General features: G+C 70.7%; 15 protein-coding genes. 12 read left to right on the top strand and 3 right to left on the bottom strand.

Going from position 1 to position 16874, the window contains the following annotated elements; genetic code table 11:
- Positions 1–115: 115 nt before the first annotated feature.
- Entirely contained in the window at positions 116–934 is an 819-nt protein-coding gene (locus ACZ561_RS28435; protein ID WP_471000076.1) for an SDR family NAD(P)-dependent oxidoreductase, read from the bottom strand.
- Here ACZ561_RS28435 and uvrC point away from each other — a divergent pair.
- From uvrC to ACZ561_RS28385, 10 genes are all read left to right on the top strand, one after another.
- The gene (gene uvrC / locus ACZ561_RS28430) at positions 933–3065 is read left to right on the top strand and encodes an excinuclease ABC subunit UvrC (RefSeq protein ID WP_471000074.1); all 2133 of its coding nucleotides are present in this window, start codon (positions 933–935) and stop codon (positions 3063–3065) included. The two genes, ACZ561_RS28435 and uvrC, sit on opposite strands and share 2 nt — an antisense overlap.
- Positions 3062–4036 (top strand): RNase adapter RapZ, encoded by a 975-nt coding sequence (gene rapZ / locus ACZ561_RS28425; protein ID WP_329121916.1) that lies wholly within the window; start codon positions 3062–3064, stop codon positions 4034–4036. Before uvrC ends, rapZ begins: the two co-directional genes overlap by 4 nt.
- The gene (locus ACZ561_RS28420) at positions 4033–5055 is read left to right on the top strand and encodes a gluconeogenesis factor YvcK family protein (RefSeq protein WP_471000072.1); all 1023 of its coding nucleotides are present in this window, start codon (positions 4033–4035) and stop codon (positions 5053–5055) included. Before rapZ ends, ACZ561_RS28420 begins: the two co-directional genes overlap by 4 nt.
- Positions 5046–6035, top strand: coding sequence for a DNA-binding protein WhiA (gene whiA, locus ACZ561_RS28415; protein WP_030205188.1), 990 nt, complete (start codon positions 5046–5048; stop codon positions 6033–6035). Before ACZ561_RS28420 ends, whiA begins: the two co-directional genes overlap by 10 nt.
- A 205-nt stretch (positions 6036–6240) precedes the next feature.
- Positions 6241–9192 carry a M14 family metallopeptidase gene (locus tag ACZ561_RS28410; RefSeq protein WP_471000070.1) on the top strand — a complete coding sequence of 984 codons (2952 nt, stop codon included), beginning with the start codon at positions 6241–6243 and terminating at the stop codon, positions 9190–9192.
- A 224-nt stretch (positions 9193–9416) separates the two neighbouring features.
- Complete coding sequence (gap, locus tag ACZ561_RS28405) at positions 9417–10427, top strand: type I glyceraldehyde-3-phosphate dehydrogenase (protein ID WP_471000068.1); 1011 nt, start codon at positions 9417–9419, stop codon at positions 10425–10427.
- 110 nt (positions 10428–10537) lie between these two features.
- The gene (locus tag ACZ561_RS28400; protein WP_471000066.1) at positions 10538–11749 is read left to right on the top strand and encodes a phosphoglycerate kinase; all 1212 of its coding nucleotides are present in this window, start codon (positions 10538–10540) and stop codon (positions 11747–11749) included.
- Positions 11750–11779: 30 nt separating this feature from the next.
- A complete protein-coding gene (gene tpiA / locus ACZ561_RS28395; RefSeq protein WP_471000397.1) occupies positions 11780–12535 on the top strand; it encodes a triose-phosphate isomerase in 756 nt (251 codons plus the stop codon).
- A 113-nt stretch (positions 12536–12648) separates the two neighbouring features.
- Entirely contained in the window at positions 12649–12879 is a 231-nt protein-coding gene (gene secG, locus ACZ561_RS28390) for a preprotein translocase subunit SecG (RefSeq protein WP_329121929.1), read from the top strand.
- A gap of 77 nt (positions 12880–12956) precedes the next feature.
- Positions 12957–13292, top strand: a complete 336-nt coding sequence (locus ACZ561_RS28385) for an RNA polymerase-binding protein RbpA (protein ID WP_003976875.1) — start codon at positions 12957–12959, stop codon at positions 13290–13292.
- 78 nt (positions 13293–13370) lie between these two features.
- On the opposite strand, the gene ACZ561_RS28380 is transcribed toward ACZ561_RS28385, so the two are convergent.
- Entirely contained in the window at positions 13371–14219 is an 849-nt protein-coding gene (locus ACZ561_RS28380) for a MurR/RpiR family transcriptional regulator (RefSeq protein ID WP_471000063.1), read from the bottom strand.
- A 75-nt stretch (positions 14220–14294) separates the two neighbouring features.
- On the opposite strand from ACZ561_RS28380, the gene ACZ561_RS28375 reads away from it, so the two are divergent.
- Complete coding sequence (locus tag ACZ561_RS28375) at positions 14295–15215, top strand: N-acetylglucosamine kinase (protein WP_471000061.1); 921 nt, start codon at positions 14295–14297, stop codon at positions 15213–15215.
- Between the two features lie 15 nt (positions 15216–15230).
- Here the strand turns inward: ACZ561_RS28375 and ACZ561_RS28370 are convergent, their stop codons facing one another.
- On the bottom strand, positions 15231–15959 hold the full coding sequence (locus ACZ561_RS28370) for a helix-turn-helix domain-containing protein (protein WP_471000059.1): 729 nt from the start codon (positions 15957–15959) through the stop codon (positions 15231–15233).
- A gap of 243 nt (positions 15960–16202) precedes the next feature.
- Between ACZ561_RS28370 and ACZ561_RS28365 the strand changes: the two genes are divergently transcribed.
- Complete coding sequence (locus ACZ561_RS28365) at positions 16203–16871, top strand: DUF4097 family beta strand repeat-containing protein (RefSeq protein ID WP_471000057.1); 669 nt, start codon at positions 16203–16205, stop codon at positions 16869–16871.
- Positions 16872–16874: the final 3 nt, after the last annotated feature.

Raw genomic sequence — 16874 nt, 5'->3', positions numbered from 1 at the left:
CGCCTTCCCGCCGCGCGGACCGTGCGGCCCGGTGGTGGGGTCGTGCCCACCACCGGGCAACCCCCCACCGGGAGGGGCGGGGGTGGGGCTCGACCTCTCGCCCCACCCCCGCCCCTCACTGCGCCAGGTACCCCCCGTCCACCGGCAGGACCACCCCCGTGATGAAGGATGCCTCCGCCGAGGCCAGGAAGAGGATCGCCGCCGCGACCTCCTCCGGGGTGCCGAAGCGGGCCATGGGGTGGGCGCGGACGATGTGCGACAGGTATTCCGGGCCGCCCGGTTCCGTACGGGCCGCTGCGACACGTTCCGTCTCGATCGTGCCCGGGGCCACCGCGTTGACCCGGATTCCGCGGTCCGCCCACTCCACCGCCAGGTGCTTCGTCAGGCCCGAGGCCACGAACTTGGCCGGGCCGTAGACCGCCTGGCGGGCCTGGCCCGCCACCCCGGAGATCGACGAGGTGCACACGATCGCCCCGCCGCCGTCCTGCCCGGCCATCGCCTCGATCGCGTACTTGCAGGTCAGGAACATGCCCCTGCCGTCCACGGCCATGACCCGGTCCCAGTCCTCCCCGGTCGCCTCCGTGACGTCGGAGAGCGGGATGACCCCCGCGTTCGCCACCAGGACGTCCAGCCGGCCGAACCGCTCCACCGCCGTCGTGATCATCCGCCGGGCGTCCTCGTCCCGCGAGACGTCGCCGACCACCGCCACCATGCCCTCGTCGAGGGTCGCCAGCCGCTCCTCGTCCACGTCGGCGGCCACCACCCGCGCCCCCTCCCGGGCGAAGAGCACCGCCGTCGCCCGCCCGATCCCGCTCGCCGCCCCGGTGATCACGCACACCCGGCCCGCAAGCCGTCCTGTCGCCTCGTTCGCCATGTCCGGCCAACGAGCGCACGCGGTCTGAGTGTCGGTCGCCGCCAGTAGGGTGGGTGGCATGGCCGACCCCTCCAGCTACCGCCCCGAGCCGGGACAGATTCCCGACACACCCGGGGTCTACAAGTTCCGCGACGAGCACCGCCGGGTGATCTACGTCGGGAAGGCGAAGTCCCTGCGCCAGCGGCTGGCCAACTACTTCCAGCCGCTCGTGAGCCTGCACCCGCGCACGGCCACGATGGTCACCACGGCCGCCTCCGTGGAGTGGACCGTCGTCTCGACCGAGGTCGAGGCGCTCCAGCTGGAGTACTCCTGGATCAAGGAGTTCGACCCCCGGTTCAACGTCAAGTACCGGGACGACAAGAGCTATCCCTACCTCGCGGTGACCCTGAACGAGGAGTTCCCGCGCGTCCAGGTCATGCGCGGCCACAAGAAGAAGGGCGTGCGCTACTTCGGTCCGTACGCGCACGCGTGGGCCATCCGCGAGACGGTCGACCTGATGCTCCGGGTCTTCCCCGTCCGTACGTGCTCCGCCGGTGTCTTCCGTAACGCCGCCTCCGCCGGCCGCCCCTGCCTCCTCGGCTACATCGGCAAGTGCTCCGCCCCCTGCGTGGGCCGGGTCACCCCCGACGAACACCGCGAACTGGCAGAGGAGTTCAGCGACTTCATGGCCGGCCGCACCGGCGCGTACATCCGCCGTCTGGAGAAGCAGATGATGGCGGCGGCCGAGGAGATGGAGTACGAGAAGGCGGCCCGGCTCCGCGACGACATAGAGGCGCTGCGGCGCGCGATGGAGAAGAACGCCGTCGTCCTCGCCGACGCCACCGACGCCGATCTGATCGCGCTCGCCGAGGACGAGCTGGAGGCCGCGGTCCAGATCTTCCATGTCCGCGGGGGACGGGTGCGCGGCCAGCGTGGCTGGGTCACCGACAAGGTCGAGGCCGTCTCCACGGCCGGCCTCGTCGAGCACGCGCTCCAGCAGCTGTACGGGGAGGAGAGCGGCGACGCCGTCCCCAAGGAGGTCCTCGTCCCGGCCGTGCCCGAGGACGCCGAGGCCGTCACCCTGTGGCTGAGCGGACGCCGGGGCTCCCAGGTCTCCCTCCGGGTGCCCCAGCGCGGCGACAAGAAGGACCTGATGGAGACGGTCGCGCGCAACGCGCAGCAGGCGCTCGTGCTGCACAAGACCAAGCGCGCCAGCGACCTGACGACCCGCTCCCGGGCCCTGGAGGAGATCGCGGAGGCCCTGGACCTCGACTCCGCGCCGCTGCGGATCGAGTGCTTCGACATCTCGCACCTCCAGGGCGACGACGTCGTGGCGTCCATGGTCGTCTTCGAGGACGGGCTGCCGCGCAAGAGCGAGTACCGCCGCTTCCAGATCAAGGGCTTCGAGGGCCAGGACGACGTCCGCTCGATGCACGAGGTGATCAGCCGCCGCTTCAAGCGCTACCTCGCCGAGAAGGAGAAGACGGGGGAGTGGGACCAGGAGGGCGTGGCCGTGGATGCCGAGGGCGACGCGGTGGACGCCGTGGGCGCCGTCGGCGTGGCGGACGGCGCGGTGGACGGCCCGGGGGCGGCGGACGGCGTGCAGGCGGGACCCGGCCCCGGCATCGGAGGACCCCGCCGTGCCAACGGCTCAGGACCCGCCTCCGGCGAGGTGCCCGTCGACGACGGGCGACCCAAGCGCTTCGCGTACCCGCCCCAGCTCGTCGTCGTCGACGGCGGGCAGCCCCAGGTCGCCGCCGCCCGGCGGGCGCTCGACGAGCTGGGGATCGACGACATCGCCGTCTGCGGCCTCGCCAAGCGCCTGGAGGAGGTCTGGCTGCCCGGCGACGACGACCCCGTCGTGCTGCCCCGCTCCAGCGAGGGCCTGTACCTCCTTCAGCGGGTGCGTGACACGGCTCACGACTTCGCCATCCGCTACCAGCGCTCGAAGCGGAACAAGCGCGTCAGGACCAGCCCCCTGGACGCCGTCCCCGGCCTCGGCGATACCCGCAAACAGGCGTTGATCAAGCATTTCGGCTCGGTGAAGCGGTTGCGACAGGCGACAATCGAGCAGATCTGCGAGGTCCCCGGCATGGGCCGCAAGACGGCCGAGGCCGTGGCAGTGGCCCTCGCGCAGGCGGCTCCGGCCGCACCCGCCGTGAATACGGCAACAGGAGAGATCATTGAAGACGACGGGGGCAGCACAGCATGACCGCGCACGACGGGCACGACCAGCACGATGAGCAAGAGAAGCAGCGAGAAGACGGAGCAGGACACGTGAGTACGGGCACGAAGGAGGCCGGGGAGACCGCCGACTCGGCGGCCATCCCCGAGCTGGTGATCATCTCCGGCATGTCCGGCGCCGGCCGGTCCACCGCGGCGAAGTGCCTGGAGGACCTCGGCTGGTTCGTCGTCGACAATCTGCCGCCCGCGCTGATCCCCACCATGGTGGAGCTCGGCGCCCGCTCCCAGGGCAACGTGGCCCGGATCGCCGTCGTCGTCGACGTCCGCGGCCGGCAGTTCTTCGACGCCCTGCGGGAGTCCCTCGCCGCACTCGACGCCCAGCAGGTCACCCGCCGGATCGTCTTCCTGGAGTCCTCCGACGAGGCCCTGGTCAGGCGGTTCGAGTCGGTCCGCAGGCCGCACCCGCTCCAGGGCGACGGCCGTATCACCGACGGCATCGCCGCCGAGCGGGACCTGCTGCGCGAGCTGCGCGGCGACGCCGACCTGGTGATCGACACCTCCAGCCTCAACGTCCACGAGCTGCGCGCCAAGATGGACGCCCAGTTCGCCGGCGACGAGGAGCCGGAGCTGCGGGCCACCGTCATGTCGTTCGGATTCAAGTACGGGCTCCCCGTCGACGCCGACCTCGTCGTCGACATGCGCTTCCTGCCGAACCCGCACTGGGTCCCCGAGCTGCGGCCCTTCACCGGGCTGAACGAGGAGGTCTCGGCGTATGTCTTCAACCAGCCCGGGGCCAAGGAGTTCCTCGACCGCTACACCGAGCTGCTCCAGCTGATCGCCGCGGGCTACCGCCGCGAGGGCAAGCGGTACGTGACCATCGCCGTCGGCTGCACCGGCGGCAAGCACCGCTCGGTCGCCACGTCCGAGAAGCTCGCCGCCCGCCTTGCAGCGGAAGGGGTCGAGACCGTCGTCGTCCACCGGGACATGGGGCGCGAGTGAAGCCGTACCGCCGGCGTACGTCCACGCTCTCGGTACGTACGCTCCGCAGGCGCGGCGCCCAGCCCAAGGTCGTCGCGCTCGGCGGGGGCATGGGTCTGTCGGCCTCCCTCGCCGCCCTGCGCCGGATCACCGGTGACCTCACCGCCGTCGTCACCGTCGCCGACGACGGCGGCTCCAGCGGCCGGCTCCGGGAGGAGCTGGGCGTGCTGCCACCCGGCGACCTGCGCAAGGCGCTCGCCGCGCTGTGCGGGGACGACGACTGGGGCCAGACCTGGGCCCGGGTCATCCAGCACCGCTTCCAGTCCAAGGGCGATCTGCACGAGCACGCGGTCGGCAATCTGCTGATCGTCGCCCTCTGGGAGCAGCTCGGCGACCACGTCCTCGCCCTGGACCTGGTCGGCAAGCTGCTGGGAGCGCACGGCCGGGTGCTGCCGATGTCCGCCGTGCCGCTGGAGCTCCAGGCCCTGGTCAAGGGGCACGATCCGGCGCGCCCGGACGATGTCGACACGGTCCGTGGCCAGGCCACGGTGGCGCTCACGCCCGGTGAGGTGCAGTCCGTGCACCTCGTACCGAACGACCCGCCCGCCGTCCCCGAGGCCGTCGCCGCGGTCCGCGACGCGGACTGGGTGGTGCTCGGGCCCGGCTCCTGGTTCTCTTCGGTGATCCCGCACCTCCTCGTGCCCGAGCTGCTCGACGCGCTCACCGAGACCAAGGCCCGCAAGGTCCTCTCGCTCAACCTCGCGCCGCAGCCGGGAGAAACCGAGGGGTTCTCTCCGCAGCGTCATTTGGAGGTTTTGGGACGACACGCCCCTAAACTCGCCCTGGACGTGGTGCTGGCCGACGAGGCCGCCGTGCCCGATCGCGAGTCTCTCGCCTACGCCGCCAAGCGGCTCGGCGCCGCGGTCGAGCTGGCGCCGGTGGCCCGTGCCGACGGTCTCCCGAAGCATGATCCGGAGCTGTTGGCCGCCGCGTACGACCGTATTTTTCGGATGCATGGAAGGATCGGCCCATGGCGATGACGGCAGCGGTGAAGGACGAGATCTCCCGGCTTCCCGTCACCCGGACCTGCTGCAGGAAGGCAGAGGTCTCGTCGATCCTGCGGTTCGCCGGCGGTCTGCACCTGGTGAGCGGGCGGATCGTGATCGAGGCGGAGCTGGACACCGCGATGGCGGCGCGTCGGCTCAAGCGGGACATCCTGGAGATCTTCGGGCACAGCTCCGAGCTGATCGTGATGGCCCCCGGCGGGCTGCGGCGCGGCTCCCGCTTCGTCGTCCGGGTGGTGGCGGGCGGCGACCAGCTGGCCAGGCAGACCGGTCTGGTCGACGGCCGGGGCCGCCCGATCCGGGGGCTGCCCCCGCAGGTCGTCTCGGGTGCCACCTGCGACGCCGAGGCGGCCTGGCGCGGCGCGTTCCTGGCGCACGGCTCGCTGACCGAGCCCGGGCGCTCCTCCTCCCTGGAGGTGACCTGCCCCGGTCCGGAGGCCGCTCTCGCCCTGGTGGGTGCTGCGCGTCGGCTGAGCATCGCCGCGAAGGCCCGTGAGGTACGGGGCGTGGACCGGGTCGTCGTCCGGGACGGGGACGCCATCGGCGCCCTGCTGACCCGGCTGGGCGCGCACGAGTCGGTGCTGGCCTGGGAGGAGCGGCGGATGCGCCGCGAGGTCCGCGCGACCGCGAACCGGCTGGCGAACTTCGACGACGCCAACCTGCGCCGCTCGGCGCGGGCGGCCGTGGCCGCCGGCGCACGGGTGCAGCGTGCGCTGGAGATCCTCGGCGAGGAGGTGCCCGAGCACCTCGCCGCCGCGGGCCGGCTGCGCATGGAGCACAAGCAGGCCTCCCTGGAGGAGCTCGGCGCGCTCGCCGACCCGCCGCTGACCAAGGACGCGGTCGCGGGCCGCATCCGCCGTCTGCTGGCCATGGCGGACAAGCGCGCGCAGGACCTGGGCATCCCGGGGACCGAGTCCAACCTGACGGAGGAGCTGGACGACAGCCTGGTCGGCTGACCCGCCGCCGGGAGTCGGCCGACCCCGGACGCCCGTACTCCGCTCAACTCGCCGCTGCCGGTGCCTTTCTGAGGCACCGGCAGCGGCGTTCTGGTCCGATCGGGGGTGATCTTCGACGCGACCGCACGCGCCCTTGACATGATCATGAACGGTGATCAGCCTGGCGTCTGTTCTCTTTCGTGGCAGACAACAGCAAGGGGGGCTTATGAGACGCAGAGCGAGATCGATCCTCGCAGCGGCTTCACTGCTGATCGCGGGACTGGCGGCGGCACCCGTCGCCGGAGCGGAACCGAACGGCGACGGCGGCGACGCCCTCTCCGTATGGCGTGCGCAGGTCAGCAAGGAGCAGGTACCCCTGCTCCTCGAGGCCGGCGCCGACGGTCACGAACTGACCGAGCAGGTACCGGAGAAGGGCTCCGCCACCCTCGAGCTCTACCTCACCGACAAGCAGGCCGGACAGCTGCGCGGCAAGGGCGTCGAACTCGCCGAGCACACCCTCTCCATCCAGGCCGAGAAGCGGGTCGCCGGAGCCGGGGACGGCGTCTTCCGTCCGTACGGCGGCGCGAACGGGCTCAAGCAGGAGATCCTGGCCACCTCCCAGGCCCACCCGGACCTCACCAAGGTCGTCTCCATCGGCAAGACCGTGAAGGGCCAGGACATCCTCGCCCTCAAGGTCACCAAGGGCGCAAAGAAGGCCAAGGACGGCACCCGGCCCGCCACGCTGTACATGTCCAACCAGCACGCCCGGGAGTGGATCACCCCCGAGATGACGCGGCGGCTGATGCACCACTACCTCGACAGTTACGGCAAGGACCAGCGGGTCACGAAGATCGTCGACTCCACCGAGCTGTGGTTCGTGCTCTCCGCCAACCCGGACGGCTACGACTTCACCCACGCCGACCCCGAGAACCGCCAGTGGCGCAAGAACCTCCGCGACAACGACGGCGACGGGCGGATCGAGTCCGGCGACGGCGTCGACCTCAACCGTAACTTCGCCTACAAGTGGGGATACGACAACGAGGGTTCGTCGCCCGACCCGGCCGACGAGACCTTCCGCGGGACCGGCCCGATGTCCGAGCCCGAGACCAAGGCCGTCGACGCCTTCCAGAAGCGCATCGGCTTCCAGTACGGCATCAACTACCACTCCGCCGCCCAGCTGCTGCTCTACGGAGTCGGCTGGCAGGTCGCCACCGACACCCCCGACGACGTGGCCCTCAAGTCGCTCGCCGGCACCCCGGAGAAGTCCGCCGTCCCCGGCTACCGCCCGCAGGTCTCCTCCGAGCTCTACACCACCAACGGCGAGGCGGACGGGCACGCGGCCAACGTCAACGGGATGCAGATGTTCACCCCGGAGATGTCGACCTGCGCCACCGCCTCCCGCGTCGACCCGAAAGACGCCTGGGAGCCCGCCGACTGCGCCTCCGTCTTCACCTTCCCCGACGACGAGAAGCTGATCCAGGCGGAGTTCGCGAAGAACATCCCGTTCGCGCTCGCCGTCGCCGAGACCTCGGCCCACCCGGACCGTCCCGTCTCCGTCACCGGTCTGGACGCGCCCGACTTCACCCCGGACACCTTCACCACCTCCTACGCCCGCGGCGGCGACCAGGAGGTCGCCGTGACCGCCCGCAAGTCGCTGCGCTCCAAGGAGCTCAAGTACCGCGTCAACGGCGGCCGGACACACAGCGAACGCCTGGAGGCGTGGAAGGGCGGCGAGACCTACGGAGGCGAGGACAACCTCTGGTTCGACCAGTACCGGGCCGAGGTCGAGGACGCGGAGCCGGGCGACACCGTCCAGGTCTGGTTCACCGGCCGCACCCGCGAGGGCAAGGCGACCTCGTCCACGCCGTTCACGTACACGGTGGCCGACCGGGCCCGCGGCGACGTGCTCGTCCTCGCCGAGGAGGGCGGCACCGACCCCGCTCGGCACACCGCCGCCTATGTGAAGGCGCTCGCCGACAGCGGCCGCAAGGCCGCCGTCTGGGACGTCGCCACCCAGGGGACCCCGGACGCGCTCGGCGTGCTGAGCCACTTCCGTACGGTCGTCTGGTACACCGGTGCCGAGCAGCCCTCCGGGCCGGTCATGCTGGCCGTGCGTGACTACCTCAACGAGGGCGGCAAGCTCATCAACGCCGGAGAGAAGTCCGGCGGACTCGTCGACATCGGCCGGGCGACGTCCAACGACTTCGCCCAGTACTTCCTCGGCGCCTACCACCGGGCCGGACTGAAGAACCCGCCCGCCTACGCCGGATCCCGCGGATTCGGCGGACTCACGACCGGCCTCGGCGGCACGGGCGACAACCCGCTGGACAACGCCGGCGCGTACACCGTCACCTCGGACACCCTCGAGCCGCGCAGCTTCCCGCAGTTCGGCAGCAGCAGGTCCGCCGGCGACTACCCGGGCGTCCGCACCCCCTTCGAGCCCTACGAGGGCACGTCCTTCGCGGCCGTCCGGCACTCCGACAACACCTGGACGCGCCTCAGCCGCACCGTCGACCTCACCGCAGTCGCCGCCGCGGACAGGCCGAGCCTGCGCTTCCAGGTCAGTTACGACACCGAGCCCGGCTACGACAACCTCGTCGTCGAGGCCCACACCGTCGGCCAGGACGACTGGACCACGCTGCCCGACGCCAACGGCGGCACCTCCACCGCCGCCCCCGCCGACTGCGGCGAGGGCTACTACGTCCAGGGCCACCCCTTCCTCGCCCGCTACCTGACCGTCGGCGAGGACGGCTGCGCCACCAGTGGCACCACCGGCTCCTGGAACGCCTTCACCGGCCCCTCCAACGGCTGGCAGCAGGCGTCGATCGACCTCAGCGCCTACGCGGGCAAGCAGGTCGAGCTGTCGATCTCGTACATCTCCGACCCCGGGACCGGCGAGACGGGTGCCTTCGTCGACGACACCGCGCTCGTCGTCGGTGGCACTCCGGGCCGGAGCGAGGGGTTCGAGACCTCGCTGGGCGCCTGGTCCGTACCCGGCCCGCCGGCCGGCAGCCCCGGGAACGGCACCGAGTGGACCCGCTCGCCGGGACTCTTCCACTCCCAGGCCGCGGTCACCACTCGCGACACCGTCCTCCTCGGCTTCGGCCTGGAGCACGTCACGAGCGCGGCGCAGCGAACGTCACTCATTCGAAGGGCGCTCGGAGCGGTGCACGGCTGAGCGGGCACCCGCCCTTTTGATCACAGTCAGTGATCGGGACGAATTGGGCACTGTGGCTCGAACCCGTCGGTAATAACGGGCCACAGTGCTTTCTCGCGGTATTCCGACTGCACGCGATGTCACTCTGAGCCGATGGGAGAGGTAGGGTCGTAAGCGGTCGGGGACATCCCTAAAAGAATCTCGCCGGCGTCGAAACCCGGCGTACCTAACGAGGAGATCGGTTCGTGACGATCCGCGTAGGCATCAACGGCTTTGGCCGCATCGGTCGCAACTACTTCCGCGCGCTCCTTGAGCAGGGTGCCGACATCGAGATCGTGGCTGTCAACGACCTGGGTGACACCGCGACCACTGCTCACCTGCTGAAGTACGACACGATCCTGGGACGCCTCAAGGCCGAGGTCACCCACACCGCCGACACCATCACCGTCGACGGCCACACCATCAAGGTGCTCTCCGAGCGCAACCCGGCCGACATCCCCTGGGGCGACCTGGGCGTCGACATCGTCATCGAGTCGACCGGCATCTTCACCAAGAAGGCCGACGCCGAGAAGCACATCGCCGGTGGCGCGAAGAAGGTCCTCATCTCGGCTCCGGCCAAGGACGAGGACATCACCATCGTCATGGGCGTCAACCAGGACAAGTACGAGCCGGCGAACCACCACGTCATCTCGAACGCCTCCTGCACCACCAACTGTGTGGCGCCGATGGCCAAGGTTCTCGACGAGAACTTCGGCATCGTCAAGGGCCTGATGACGACGGTCCACGCGTACACCAACGACCAGCGCATCCTGGACTTCCCGCACTCCGACCTGCGCCGCGCCCGCGCCGCCGCGGAGAACATCATTCCGACCACGACGGGTGCCGCCAAGGCCACCGCCCTGGTCCTCCCGCAGCTCAAGGGCAAGCTGGACGGCATCGCCATGCGCGTCCCGGTCCCGACCGGCTCGGCCACCGACCTGGTCGTGGAGCTGCAGCGCGAGGTCACCAAGGACGAGGTCAACGCCGCCTTCAAGAAGGCCGCCGACGACGGCGACCTGAAGGGCATCCTCTACTACACCGAGGACGCGATCGTCTCCTCGGACATCGTCGGCGACCCGGCGTCGTGCACCTTCGACTCCTCGCTGACCATGGTCCAGGAGGGCAAGTCGGTCAAGATCCTCGGCTGGTACGACAACGAGTGGGGCTACTCCAACCGTCTCGTCGACCTCACCGTCTTCGTCGGCAACCAGCTCTAAAGCCTCCGGAACCGGCACCTCGATGTGAGCACAGGGCTCGGACAGCGCGATGATGCGCTGTACGAGCCCTGTCTCGTGTGCTTCACCGCGTACCAAGGAGTCAGTAGAAGATGAAGACCATCGACGAGCTTCTCGCCGAAGGCGTCGCCGGCAAGCGCGTATTCGTCCGCGCCGACCTCAACGTGCCGCTGGACGGCACCACCATCACCGACGACGGCCGCATCCGCGCCGTCGCACCCACGGTCAAGGCGCTCGCCGACGCCGGCGCCCGTGTCGTCGTCGCCTCGCACCTGGGCCGCCCGAAGGGCTCCCCGGACCCGGCGTTCTCCCTCGCCCCTGCCGCCGCGCGCCTCGGTGAACTGCTCGGCGCCGACGTGGCCTTCGCGACCGACACGGTCGGCGAGTCCGCCCGGGCGACCGTCGCGGGCCTCGCCGACGGCCAGGTCGCCGTCATCGAGAACCTCCGCTTCAACGCCGGCGAGACCTCCAAGGACGACGCCGAGCGCGGCGCGTTCGCGGACCAGCTCGCCGCCCTCGCCGACGTCTACGTCGGCGACGGCTTCGGCGCCGTGCACCGCAAGCACGCCTCGGTCTTCGACCTCCCGGCCCGGCTGCCGCACGCCGCCGGCTACCTCATCGCCACCGAGGTCGGCGTCCTGAAGAAGCTGACCGCCGAGGTCAAGCGCCCTTACGTGGTCGTCCTGGGCGGCGCCAAGGTCTCCGACAAGCTCGCCGTCATCGACGAGCTGCTCGGCAAGGCCGACCGCCTCCTGATCGGCGGCGGCATGGCGTACACCTTCCTCTACGCCAAGGGCTACGAGGTCGGCATCTCCCTGCTCCAGAAGGACCAGGTGGAGGTCGTCAAGGAGTACATGAAGCGTGCCGAGGAGAACGGCGTCGAGCTGGTCCTCCCGGTCGACGTCCTCGTCTCCTCGGAGTTCCCGGACCTGAAGACCAAGGCCCCGGCCGACTTCGAGACCGTCGACGCCGACAAGATCCCGTCGACGAAGGAGGGCCTGGACATCGGCCCGAAGACGCGTGAGCTGTACGCGTCGAAGCTCGCCGACGCCGAGACGGTGTTCTGGAACGGCCCGCTGGGCGTCTTCGAGCACCCCGACTACGCCAACGGAACCAAGGCCATCGCGCAGGCCCTGCTCGACAGCCCCGGCTTCACCGTCGTCGGCGGCGGCGACAGTGCCGCCGCGGTCCGCATCCTGGGCTTCGACGAGAATGCCTTCGGCCACATTTCGACCGGCGGCGGCGCCTCCCTCGAGTACCTCGAGGGCAAGACGCTCCCCGGCCTCGCCGCACTGGAGGACTGAACACCTGTGAGCAGCACCCGCACCCCGCTGATGGCGGGCAACTGGAAGATGAACCTCAACCACCTCGAGGCCATCGCCCACGTCCAGAAGCTCGCCTTCGCGCTGACCGACAAGGACCACGACGCCGTCGAGGTCGCGGTCCTGCCGCCCTTCACGGACCTGCGGTCCGTCCAGACCCTGATCGACGGCGACAAGCTCAAGATCAAGTACGGCGCCCAGGACATCTCGGCGCACGACTCCGGTGCGTACACCGGCGAGATCTCGGGCGTCATGCTGTCCAAGCTGAAGTGCGCCTACGTCGCCGTGGGCCACTCCGAGCGCCGGCAGTACCACGCCGAGACGGACGAGATCTGCAACGCCAAGGTCAAGGCCGCCTACAAGCACGGGATCACCCCGATCCTCTGCGTCGGCGAGGGCCTGGACGTCCGCAAGGCCGGCCAGCAGGTCGAGTACACCCTGAAGCAGCTCGACGGCGGCCTGAAGGACCTCCCGGCCGAGCAGGCCGAGTCCATCGTGATCGCCTACGAGCCGGTGTGGGCCATCGGCACCGGCGAGGTCGCCACCCCCGAGGACGCGCAGGAGGTCTGCGGAGCGATCCGCGGCCGTCTCGCGGAGCTCTACTCGCAGGAGCTGGCCGACAAGGTCCGCATCCAGTACGGCGGCTCCGTCAAGGCCGGAAACGTGGCCGCGATCATGGCGCAGCCCGATGTCGACGGCGCCCTGGTCGGCGGCGCGGCGCTGGACTCCGACGAGTTCGTCAAGATCGTCCGCTTCCGCGACCAGTGATGTGATCAGCGAGTAGGCGGTAGCGACGATCCGTCGTACCCTTGCGGGGGTCGGGCAGGACCTGCCCGACCCCCGTCCGTATGAGATCCGAGGAAGTTGGTCCAGCCGTGGTTATGGGGTTCTCGATCGCCCTGATCGTCTTCAGCGGCCTGCTGATGCTGCTGGTGCTCATGCACAAGGGGAAGGGCGGCGGCCTCTCCGACATGTTCGGTGGCGGTATGCAGTCGTCCGTCGGTGGTTCCTCGGTCGCCGAGCGCAACCTGGACCGCATCACCATCGTGGTCGGTCTGCTGTGGTTCGCGTGCATTGTCGTACTTGCGCTTCTGATGAAGTTGGACGTGTAACTCCAATCACTGGACGCGCGTTGGGCCTTACGTAGACTGGGGCATCTTCGAGCACCATCACGCAGGGAGTTACGACCGTGGCAAGTGGCAACGCGATCCGGGGAAGCCGGGTCGGAGCGGGGCCGATGGGGGAGGCCGAGCGGGGCGAGTCGGCGCCGCGCCTCCGCATCTCCTTCTGGTGCTCGAACGGGCACGAGACGCAGCCGAGCTTCGCCAGTGACGCACAGGTTCCGGAGACGTGGGACTGCCCGCGCTGCGGCTTCCCGGCCGGTCAGGACCGGGACAACCCGCCGGACCCGCCGCGCACCGAGCCGTACAAGACGCATCTCGCGTACGTACGTGAGCGGCGCAGCGACGCGGACGGCGAGGCGATCCTCGCGGAGGCGCTCGCCAAACTGCGCGGCGAGATCTGAGCGTGGTGTGACAGTGTGACGAACGGGCCCTGCCCGCGAACTCGGTTCGTGGGCAGGGCCCGTTCGCGTACGCCCGCTCTAGCGGTGGTTGTCCGGAATGTGCGCGGTGAGCGCCATCGTGGCGGTCGCCCGTGCGTACGTCAGTTGTGCCACGCGCGCGTAGAGGCAGTCCAGGATCAGCAGCACCGAGTGCCGGGTCCCGAAACCGCCGCGCCGGAAGCTGGTCTCGGCCGAGGTCGCCGTCAGATGGGTGGTGGCGGCCCGGGCGACAGGGGAGCGGGGGTCGCCGGTCACCGCGATCGTCCGTGCGCCCCGGTCGGCCGCGAGCCGCAGCGGGGAGAGGACTTCGCGGGTCGCCCCGGAGTGGGAGAGCGCCACGACCGCGTCCGCGGGCGTGAGCAGCGCCGCCGAGGTCTCCGCGGCGTGCACCTCCGTCCAACCACGGGCGTCGCAGCCGATGGTGAAGAGCCGGGCCTCGGTCTCCAGGGCCACCACGCCGGAGGCGCCGACGCCGTAGACGTCGATGCGACGGGCCTTGGCGAGGAGCTGCGCGGCCCGCTCCAGGGCGTCGAGGTCCAGATGCTCGGCCGTCCTGCGCAGGGCCAGCAGGTCGGCCTGGGCGACGGCGGCGACGACCTGGTCGAGCGGATCGTCGGGCCCGATGTCCGGTCCGAGGGGCCGTTCCTCGCCGCTGCGTTCGTTCTCTCCGCGCTCCTGCGCGAGGGCGAGGAGCAGCTCCTGGTACGAGCCGAGGCCGAGGGCGTGGCAGAAGCGGGTCACGGTGGCCTGGGACGTACCGGTGCGCCGGCCCAGCTCCGCGGCGGAGACTCCGGAGACCCGGCCCGGATCGTCGAGGACCCAGACGCCGACCTTGCGCAAGGAACCGGACATGCGGGGCAGTTCGGAGCGGATCAGAGCGGTGATCACGGTGGTGTTCCCTCCTGACCTGCCTGGTGCGCGGGTCTTGTCGAGCGGTGAATCTATCAACCACCATGCGAGCTGATGAACGAATCCGGGATTCAGATGTGCGTGCTCGGCATCGACGCCGGCGGTACGCGGAGCAGGGCGCGGCTCTCCGACGCGGCGACGGGCGCGGTGCTCGCGGAGGGTACGGGCGGCCCTGGCAACGCGCTGAGCGTGCCGCACGCCGATCTCGTACGGAATCTGAGCGGTGCGCTGCGGGGCGCCGTGCCGCGGGATCGGGCGGGTGCGCTGGTCTCCGTGGTGGCCGGTTTCGCGGGCGGCGGGCCGGGCGGAGGCGTCGAGAAGGCCCGTTCGGCGCTCGCCGCGGCGCTGGCCGAGGTCGGCGCGTCCCCCGCTCGGGTCGAGGTCATGGGGGACGCGGACATCGCCTTCGCCTCGGGGCCCGGCACTCCGGCGGAGGGGCTCGTGCTGATCGCCGGCACGGGCGCCGCCGGCGCGCGGGTGGAGCGGCGCAGGGCGGTGGGGGCCGTGGACGGCGACGGCTGGCTGCTGGGCGACTCGGGCAGTGGCTTCTGGCTGGGGCGAGAGGCGCTGCGGGCGGTCCTGCGCTCCCTGGACGGCCGTGGCCCGGCCACCGCCCTCGCCGGGCCGGTGGGAGAGGTGTGCGGCGGCCTGACCAAGGAGCGCGTCGTCGGGTACGGATTCGGTGGCCACCCGGTCCGGCTCGCGGCCCTCAGCCCGCTCGTGGTGGAGGCGGAACGGGCCGGGGACGAGGTGGCCCGTTCGCTCCTCGACCGAGCGGCGGACGAACTGGCCGCCACCGTGGGCGCGTTGACGCCACGCCCGGGGGAGCCTCTGGTCTCCACGGGTGGCCTGATCGGCCCCGGCGGCCCGCTGCTGCCCCGACTCGCCGAGCGGGTGGGCGCGGTGGGCCTGGTCCCGTCCCCGGTGCCGGACGGACTGGCCGGCGCCGTCGCACTGGCCCGGCTCCCGCGCTGACGGTCCGAACGCGGTTCAGGTGGTGCTGTCCGAGGCTGATTCGGGCTTCGTGTGGAGGATCGCGCGGGCCTGCTCCGCGGCGCGGGCGGTGCTCTCGGAGACGAAGTCGAGGAAGCGGGCGATGTTCTCGAGGCGGGTGCCGACCGGGGTGGCGGTGCCGTGGACGCCGACGCCCTGGCGTGCGATCTCGCTTATGTGGGCGGTGGAGCGGGCGCTGGCCATCATCGACTGGTACCAGACGTCGTCGTCGACGACGTAGCGCTCGCGGCGGCGTTCGTCGCGCTCCCGGCGGACCATGCCCTGGCCTTCGAGGAACGTGATCGCCTTGGACACGGACGCCGGGCTGACCTGGAGGCGTCCGGCGAGTTCGGACGCGGTGAGGCTGCCCGAGTCGGCGAGGCAGAGGCAGGCCATCACCCGGGACATCATCTTGGGCATGCCCGACTGCATCATGACGGTGGTGAACACCTCCTCGTACTCGCGCACGGCCTCGGCGTCGCGTCCGTGGGCGAGCGGAGGCGCCTCCGACGGCGCGGCCTGCCTGCGCCGGTGGGTGCGGCGTTCCGTGGCGCGGTGGGCCAGGTCCGCGCGGTAGGCGGTGGGGCCGCCGTTGCGCATCACCTCGCGCGTGATCGTCGAGGTCGGGCGTTCGAGGCGCCTGGCGATCTCGGCGTAGGCCAGGCCGTCGGCCAGCCCCAGCGCGATCTGCTGGCGTTCGGGCTGGGTGAGCCTACCTCCGGGCATCGCGGTCTCCTTCGCGGTCGTAGAGACCTCGACTATAGCGTTCACCTTTCATTCATTGCAACGAACGGCATAGCGAACGTTGCGTTAGATTTGTATCCGTTGCAACGATTTCTCTGCATCTACCTGCAGTGATGGCAATCCTGCGCAACGAGTCTGTTGCCAAGTCTATGAACGCAACGTAGCTTTCCATCATCAGAAACAGCGGGCCGACGGAGTGCACGCTGCTGACACGAGGAGAGCACCATGCAGAAGTTCGCCACCACCGCCGCGATCTCCGCCGTCCTGGACATCCCCGCCGGGCGCGTCCGGTTCGTCGCCGCCGACCGGGCCGACGTCACCGTCGAGGTCCTGCCCGCCGACGCCTCCAGGAGCCGTGACGTGACGGCGGCGGAGCAGACCACGGTCGAGTTCACCGGCGGTGTCCTGCGGATCCAGGCCCCGGAGGCGAAGAACCAGGTCCTCGGCGGCTCCGGATACGTCGAGGTCACCGTCCAGCTGCCGGCCGGCTCCCGCGTCGAGGCCAAGGGCGCCGACGCCGAACTCCGCAGCACCGGACGGCTCGGTGACGTCGCCTTCGAGGCCGCGCAGGGCACGGTCGAGCTCGACGAGGCCGCGAGCGCCCGCCTGACCCTCCAGGCCGGTGACATCGCGGTCGGCCGCCTGGGCGCCGACGCGGAGATCCGCACCCGGAAGGGCGACCTGAAGGTCACCGAGGCCGTGCGCGGCACCGTCACCCTGCACACCGAATCCGGCGGGATCTCGGTCGGCGCCGCCCACGGCGTCTCCGCCTCCCTGGACGCCGGCACCGCATACGGCCGGATCCACAACGCCCTCCAGAACAGCGACGGCACCCCCGGCCTGAACATCCACGCCACCACCGCCTACGGCGACATCACCGCCCGCAGTCTCTAGAGG

The organism is Streptomyces sp. NPDC039609 (assembly GCF_055596705.1).
This window is presented reverse-complemented; position numbering and strand designations above follow the sequence as displayed.